This is a genomic window from Trueperaceae bacterium (assembly GCA_031581195.1).
Classification (GTDB): Bacteria; Deinococcota; Deinococci; order Deinococcales; family Trueperaceae; genus SLSQ01.
Genome location: JAVLCF010000126.1, coordinates 1 through 6,516 on the forward strand (window position 1 = coordinate 1; position 6,516 = coordinate 6,516).

4 protein-coding genes are annotated in these 6,516 nt (G+C 74.5%); all 4 read left to right on the top strand.

The features are described 5' to 3' along the window. The coding region (locus tag RI554_09990; GenBank protein MDR9392345.1) for a TolC family protein at window positions 1-1,014 on the top strand (1,014 nt) is incomplete at its 5' end. Then, on the top strand, window positions 1,004-2,284 hold the full coding sequence (locus RI554_09995) for an HlyD family efflux transporter periplasmic adaptor subunit (protein MDR9392346.1): 1,281 nt from the start codon (window positions 1,004-1,006) through the stop codon (window positions 2,282-2,284). The genes RI554_09990 and RI554_09995, both read left to right, overlap by 11 nt. Further along, entirely contained in the window at window positions 2,281-5,715 is a 3,435-nt protein-coding gene (locus tag RI554_10000) for an efflux RND transporter permease subunit (GenBank protein MDR9392347.1), read from the top strand. Before RI554_09995 ends, RI554_10000 begins: the two co-directional genes overlap by 4 nt. Window positions 5,716-5,850: 135 nt before the next feature. Next, on the top strand, window positions 5,851-6,516 hold a 666-nt coding region (locus RI554_10005), incomplete at its 3' end, for a sodium/proton-translocating pyrophosphatase (protein ID MDR9392348.1).

Below are 6,516 nucleotides of genomic sequence, written 5' to 3' on the forward strand. Positions count from 1 at the left end.
CTCACGGCGTTCGCCGTCGTGCTCGGCGTCGCCGCCGCGCAGACCTCCCCGGCCGACGCGATGGCCGCCGCCGACGCCCGCCAAGCGGTCGTCGGCGCCGAACGCACGCTGCGCGACGCCCGCGCCGACCTCAGCCGGACCGACGCCGACCCGCTCGCCCTCCGCCTCGACGTCCTGCAGGCGAATCAGGCGGTCGCCCTCGCCGAGGCGGAGCTCCGCGTCGCGCGGTACGGGGCCTACCAGGAGATCGGGGCGGCCTACATGGACGCCCTCGAAGCCACCGCGCAACGCGCCCTCGCCGACACCGCCGCCGACCTCGCGGCGCGCTCCGCCGAGATCGCCGCCATCCGCGCCGAGCGGGGCGCCGCCACCGACCTCGACGTGCGCGACGCGGAGAACGACCTCGCCAGCGCCCGCGGCGACCTCGCCGCCGCCCGCGACGGCGAAGCGCTCGCCCGCACGAACCTCGCCAGCCTCCTCGGCGTGCCCCCGGCCGACCTGGGGACGCTCGCACCGGTCCCCGACGCCTGGGTCGCGACGCCCACCCCCGACGCCGACGCCCTCGTCGGCCGCCTCGACGAGACCCCGACGGTGCTCCGCGCGGCGCAGGGGCTCGAGGTGGCGCGCACCGCCCGCGACCTGCTCGACCCCGCCTACGCCGCGGCGCAGGACCTCGAGGACGCCGACTCGCGCATCGGTGAGGCCGAGGACGGCCTCGCCGAAGCGCGCCGCGGGCTCGCCATCCTGGTGCGCAGCCTCGTCGACCGCGTCGCGTCCGCCCGCGACCGCCTCGCCGTCGCGCGCGACGCCCTCGTCAACGCCCGCGACCGCGACGCGGTCGACCGCTCGCGCCGCGACGCCGGCCTCATCTCCGACGTCGCCTACGACCGCACCCGCCTTGCCACGCAACAAGCCGACCTCGCCGCCCTCCAGGCGGAGCACGCCGTCGTCCGCGCGGCCCTGACGCTACAGGCCGACACCGGCCTCGCCCTGGAAGGCCTCGATGCATTCTGACCCCTCGGCCGAACGCCGCCGCACCCCCCGCGCCGCCCCCCTCGCCCTCCTCCTGGCCCTCGGCCTCGGCCTCGCCGGCTGCGACCTGCCCGGCGGCGACGCGAGCGACGACGCCCCCGCGACCGCCGCCCCCGTCGAGCGCGAGGCGCCCCCCGCCCGCCTCGTGCGGACCGTGACGCCCGAGCGCGGCACCCTCGAGGCGACGCGCTCCGCGTCGGCCCGGATCCGCGCCGTGCGCGACGCCACCGTCGCGGCGGGCGCCTCCGCGCGCGTCGAAGCGGTCCTGGCGCGCCCGGGCGACACGGTCGCCGCCGACGACGTCGTGCTCCGCCTCGACGACGACGCGTCGGAACTCCAGGCGCGCAGCGCGCGCTTGGCGGTCGAGCGCGCCGAGATCGACCTCGAGCGCGCCCGCCGCAGCGCCGAAGAATCGACCCAACAGGCGCGCGCGCAGTTGCGGGCGGCGGAATCCAACGTCGCGTCGCTGCGCCGCCAGACCGCCGAGGTCCGCGAGCTCGTCGCGGCCGGCGGCGCGTCGCGCAGCGACCTCGAGTCGCTGCAGGCGAACCTCGACAACGCCGAAGCGACGCTGCTGCAGGCGCAGGACGCCCTCGCGCGCGCCGAGCGCTCGGGCAGCGAAGACCTGGCGCTGCTCGAGATCGCGCTGGAGAGCGCCCGCGTCCAAGCCGAACAGGCGGAGGACGCCCTCGACGAGACCGAGGTCCGCGCGCCGTTCGCCGGGGAGGTCGTCGAAACGTACCTCGAGGTCGGCGAGTTCGCCGCGTCGGGGCAGGCCGCCTTCCGCCTGCAGAGCCTCGACGAACGCGAAGCGGTGTTCGACGTCCCCCCCGAGGACGCCACCCGCCTGCTGCAGCAGGGCACGCTCACCTTCCGCTACGACGGGCGCGACGTGCGCGGCACCCTCACCTCGTCGGTGCGACCGCAACAGCAGCAACGCCTCGTGCAGCTCGTCGCGCGCCTCGACCCCGACGAAGCGGGGACCCTCCCGACCGGTGCGCTGGCCGACCTCCGCTACGACGTCGAGCTCGGGGAGGGCCTCCTCGTGCCCGCCGGCGCGATCGCCAGCGAGTCGGGCCGCACCTGGCTGTACGTCGCCGACGACGGCCTCGCGACCCGCGTCCCGGTCGACGTCCTCGCCGAATCCGGCGCGGAGGCGGTCGTGGCGGGCGTCGACGCCGACGCGTACGTCATCTACCCGCGCCCCCTCGACGTCCGCATCGGGACGCCCGTCCGCCGCGAGGCCCCATGAGCGGCCTGATCCGCTTCTTCGTCCGACGCTACGTCTTCTCGATCTCGATCTTCGTCGCGATCGTGTTCTTCGGCCTCTCGGCCGGAACGCGCCTCGGCATCGACCTCCTCCCGGAGTTCGAGGTGCCGATCGTCGCGGTGAACACCAGCTACCAGGGGGCCGGCTCGCAGGAGGCGGCGGAGCAGGTCAGCGAACCGATCGAGGACGCCATCGCCACGGTGCCGGGCGTGACCGACGTCAGCAGCTTCAGCGGCGAGGGCTTCAGTTTCGTCATCGCCCAGTTCCAGGAGTCGGTCGACGTCGACCAGGCCGCCATCGACGTCAAGCAACGCGTCGACGGGATCGTCGAGGCGTTGCCCGACGGCGCCGACGACCCGGTCGTGCAGAAGTTCGATCCCGGCGACCAACCGATCCTCTCCGTCGCCCTCGCCGGGGAGGGCCGGTCGCTGCTGGACCTCGAAACGATCGCGGAGGAGACCCTCGAGCCGCGCCTCCAACAGGTGGAGGGCGTCGCGGACGTCGCCATCGTCGGCCCGCTCGAGCGGCAGGTGCAGGTCCTCGTCGACCCCGCCAAACTGCGGACGTTCGGGCTCTCGGTCCAGCAGGTCGCCAGCGCCATCCAGGCGGGCTCCGCGACGCTGCCGGCGGGCGACCTCACGGTCGGTGGGGAACGCATCCTGTTGACGGTCCGCGACCGCCCGAACGACGCCGGCGACGTCGCCGACGCCGTCGTCGACCCCGTCCGCGGGCTGGTCGTCCGCGACGTCGCTCGGGTCCTCGACGGGATCGAGGACCCCACCGCCTTCACGCGCCTCGACGGCCGGCCCGTCGTCCTGCTCGAGGTCCGCAAGGTCTCCGACGCGAACGCGGTCTCGACCGCCGGCGCGCTGAAGGACCGCCTGGACGAGGTCGGGCTCCCCGACGGCGTCACCGCGACGGTCGTGAACGACACGTCGGTCTTCGTCGCGACGTCGGTGTTCGACACCCTGCGCGAGACCGGCCTCGCGATCCTCGCCGTCGGGCTGGTCGTGCTGCTGTTCGTCGGGCGGCTCGGCTCGACGTTCAGCGTGGTGTTGGCGATCCCCATCACCCTCGCCGGCGCGGTCATCATCTTCGGCCTGCTCGGCTTCACGTTCAACACCGTCACGCTGCTCGCCGTCACGGTCGCCGTCGGCCTGGTGGTCGACGACTCGATCGTCATCGCGGAGAACGTCGCGCGCTGGCGGAAGAACGGCGCGGGCCCCCTCGAAGCGGTCTTCCAGGGCGCCGGCGAGGTCGCGACCGCCGTGTTGAGCGCCACGCTGTCGCTGCTGGCGGTGTTCCTCCCCATCGCCTTCCTGCCGGGGCTGATCGGGCAGTTCTTCAGCCAGTTCGGCCTCAGCCTCGCCGCGACGATCTTCGTCAGTTACCTCGAGGCGTTGTTCTTCCTCACCGTCCGCCTCGCCTACATGCCCGACCCGCTGCCGCCCGCTTGGCGCGACGTCGGCGCGTCGATCGCGCACCTCGGGCGCGACGTCCGCTGGACGGCCCGCCGCTACGTCCGGCCCGGGTTCTGGGTCCTCGCGCTCCTGCTCGTCGCGGCCGGTGCCCTCGACGGCGTCCGCGGCGGCGCGGCGACCGCCGCGCTCGGCCTGGAGGCGGGCGTCGCCTCGATCGCCGCCGGGGCGGGGCTCGGCCTCGCCGCCGCGGCGCTCGCGCCGTGGGGCCTGCTGGCGCTCGGGTGGCCGCTGCGGACGCTGGCCACGACGTTCGGGGCGACGCTGCGCACGATGCACGTCGGCACCGACGGCGCCGTGGGCTGGCTGCGCGAGCGCTACGCCGCGGTCCTGCGCGGCCTGCTGCGCCCCGCCCGCGCGAACGCGGTACTGCTCCTCTCCGTCGCGCTGGTGGCGAGCCTCGCGTGGGTCGTGCCCCGCCTGCAGTTCAACTTCGTCTCCCCCGTCGACGCGGGCGCCGTCTCGATCCAGATCGAGATGCCGCCCGGCACCCCGCTCGAACGCACCGACGTCGTCTCCGCCGCCGTCGAGCGCCGCGTCGCGGGCGACCCGCGCGTCGACGTCGTCCTCGCCTCGGTCGGCGCGGGCGGCCTGCTGGGGACCGACGACGCCGGGTTGGCGGCCCTCACGCTGGAGCTGACCGACCTCGGCGACCGCGACGCGTCGTCGTTCGAGGTCGCCGACGCCCTGCGTCCCGAGGTGGAGGGCCTCCTCGCCGACGTCGCCCCCGAAGCGACCGTCACGGTCCGCAGCGACGACGGGGGCGCGGTGCCGGTCGAGACCGGCTTGGCGCTGACGCTGTACGGCAACGACCTCGATCAGCTCCGCGCCCGCGACGAAGCGGCGCGCGAGGTGATGCGCGAGAACGACAACCTGCGCAACGTCGCGAGTTCGCTCGAGGGGTCGGTCACCGAGCGGGTGTTCGCCCTCGACCGCACGGCGCTGGCCGGCACCGGCCTCACCGCGGCGGAGATCGGTCAGACCCTGCGCGCCTACAACGTCGGAACGCGCGCCGGTTCGCTCGACGCCGGCGGGGAGGACGTCGCCATCCAGGTGAAGGCCGACCCGCGCTTCGTCGCCGACGAACAGACGCTGCTGAGCCTCCCGATCTTCGCGCCGGCGCTCGACACGTGGCTGCCGCTCGGGGAGTTGGGGCGGTTCGTGGTGCAGGCCGGCCCGGTCGCGATCGACCGCGCCGAACAGGCGTACATCACGAACCTATCCGCCGACCTCGTCGAGGGCGCGCCCGGGGTGTTCCAGGTCCGCGCGCAAATCGAGGCGGCGTTCGCGGAGGCCGGCATCACCGACGACGACGTCCGCGTCGGGACCGGCGTCGGGCCGGACCTGTTGGGCGACCTGGTGATCTACGGGCCGATCGCCTTCCTGCTCGCGATCGTCCTCAACTACCTGGTGATCGCCAGCCAGTTCAACAGCTTCAAGTACCCGCTGTACCTGCTGTCGACCGTCCCGCTGGCGCTCGTCGGGGCGTTCTGGCTGTTCCTGTTGACCGGCAGCGCCCTCGACGTCATCAGCGTCCTCGGGGTGGTGATCCTGATCGGCCTGGTGACGAAGAACGCCATCCTGCTCCTCGACGTCGTCATGACCGGTCTCGAGGAGGACGAGACGCTCGAGGCGGCGCTCGTGCGCGCCGGACGGCTCCGCCTGCGGCCGATCCTGATGACGGCGCTCACGGTCGTGATGATCTCGATCCCGCTCCTCGCGGGGCTCGGCGAGGGCTCGGAGTTCCGCCAGCCGCTCGGCCTCGTGATCGTCGGCGGGGTGGTGTCCTCGACGTTCCTGACGTTGTTCGTGGTGCCCGCGGCGTTCTACCGCTTCGAGCGCCACCGCTTCCCGACCGAGGCGGCCCCCACCCGCCGCACGCGCGACCGTCGGGCGCCCGGCGCGCCCCTCCCGGAGGCCGGCGGCAGCGACTGACGGCGTGCTAGCATCGCCGGCGTTCACCCGCCCGGGACCGTCCCCGCGCGCCTCCGGCGCGCCCACGGGGGCGGTCCCGACGTCGGAGACCCGCCCGCCGCCACCCGGCGGCGGAGCCCACCGCCTGGAGGCTCCATGGACGTCCTCGTCTTCCTCGTGCCCCTCGCCGCCGCCGTCGCGCTCGGTGCGGCCTTCACCCTCGCGCGTTCGGTGCTGTCCGCGCCCAGCGGGAACCCCCGCATGAACGAGATCGCCGACGCCGTGAAGCAGGGCGCCGGCGCGTACATGAACCGGCAGTACCGCACCATCCTCGTCGTCGCGATCCTCATCGTTGCGGTCTTCGCCCTCGTCGCCTGGACGCGGGGCGACCCGCACGAGGCGACGAACTGGTGGTGGACCACCGTCGGCTTCGGCTTCGGGGCGGCGTTCAGCGCCATCGCCGGGTACGTCGGCATGGGCGTCGCGGTGCGCGCCAACGTCCGCGTCGCGCAGGCGGCCCGCGACGGGCTGCCCGGCGCCCTGACGATCGCCTTCGGGGGCGGCGCCGTGTCCGGCCTCGCCGTCGCCGGCCTGGCGCTGCTCGGCGTGTCCGGCTTCTACGTCCTGTTCGACCTGGTTCTGGGGCTCGACAACCCGGTCGAGCCGCTCGTCGGCTTCGCGTTCGGCGCGTCGTTGATCAGCCTCTTCGCGCGGGTCGGGGGCGGGATCTACACCAAGGCGGCGGACGTCGGCGCGGACCTGGTCGGCAAGGTCGAGGCGGGCATCCCCGAGGACGACCCCCGCAACCCGGCGGTCATCGCC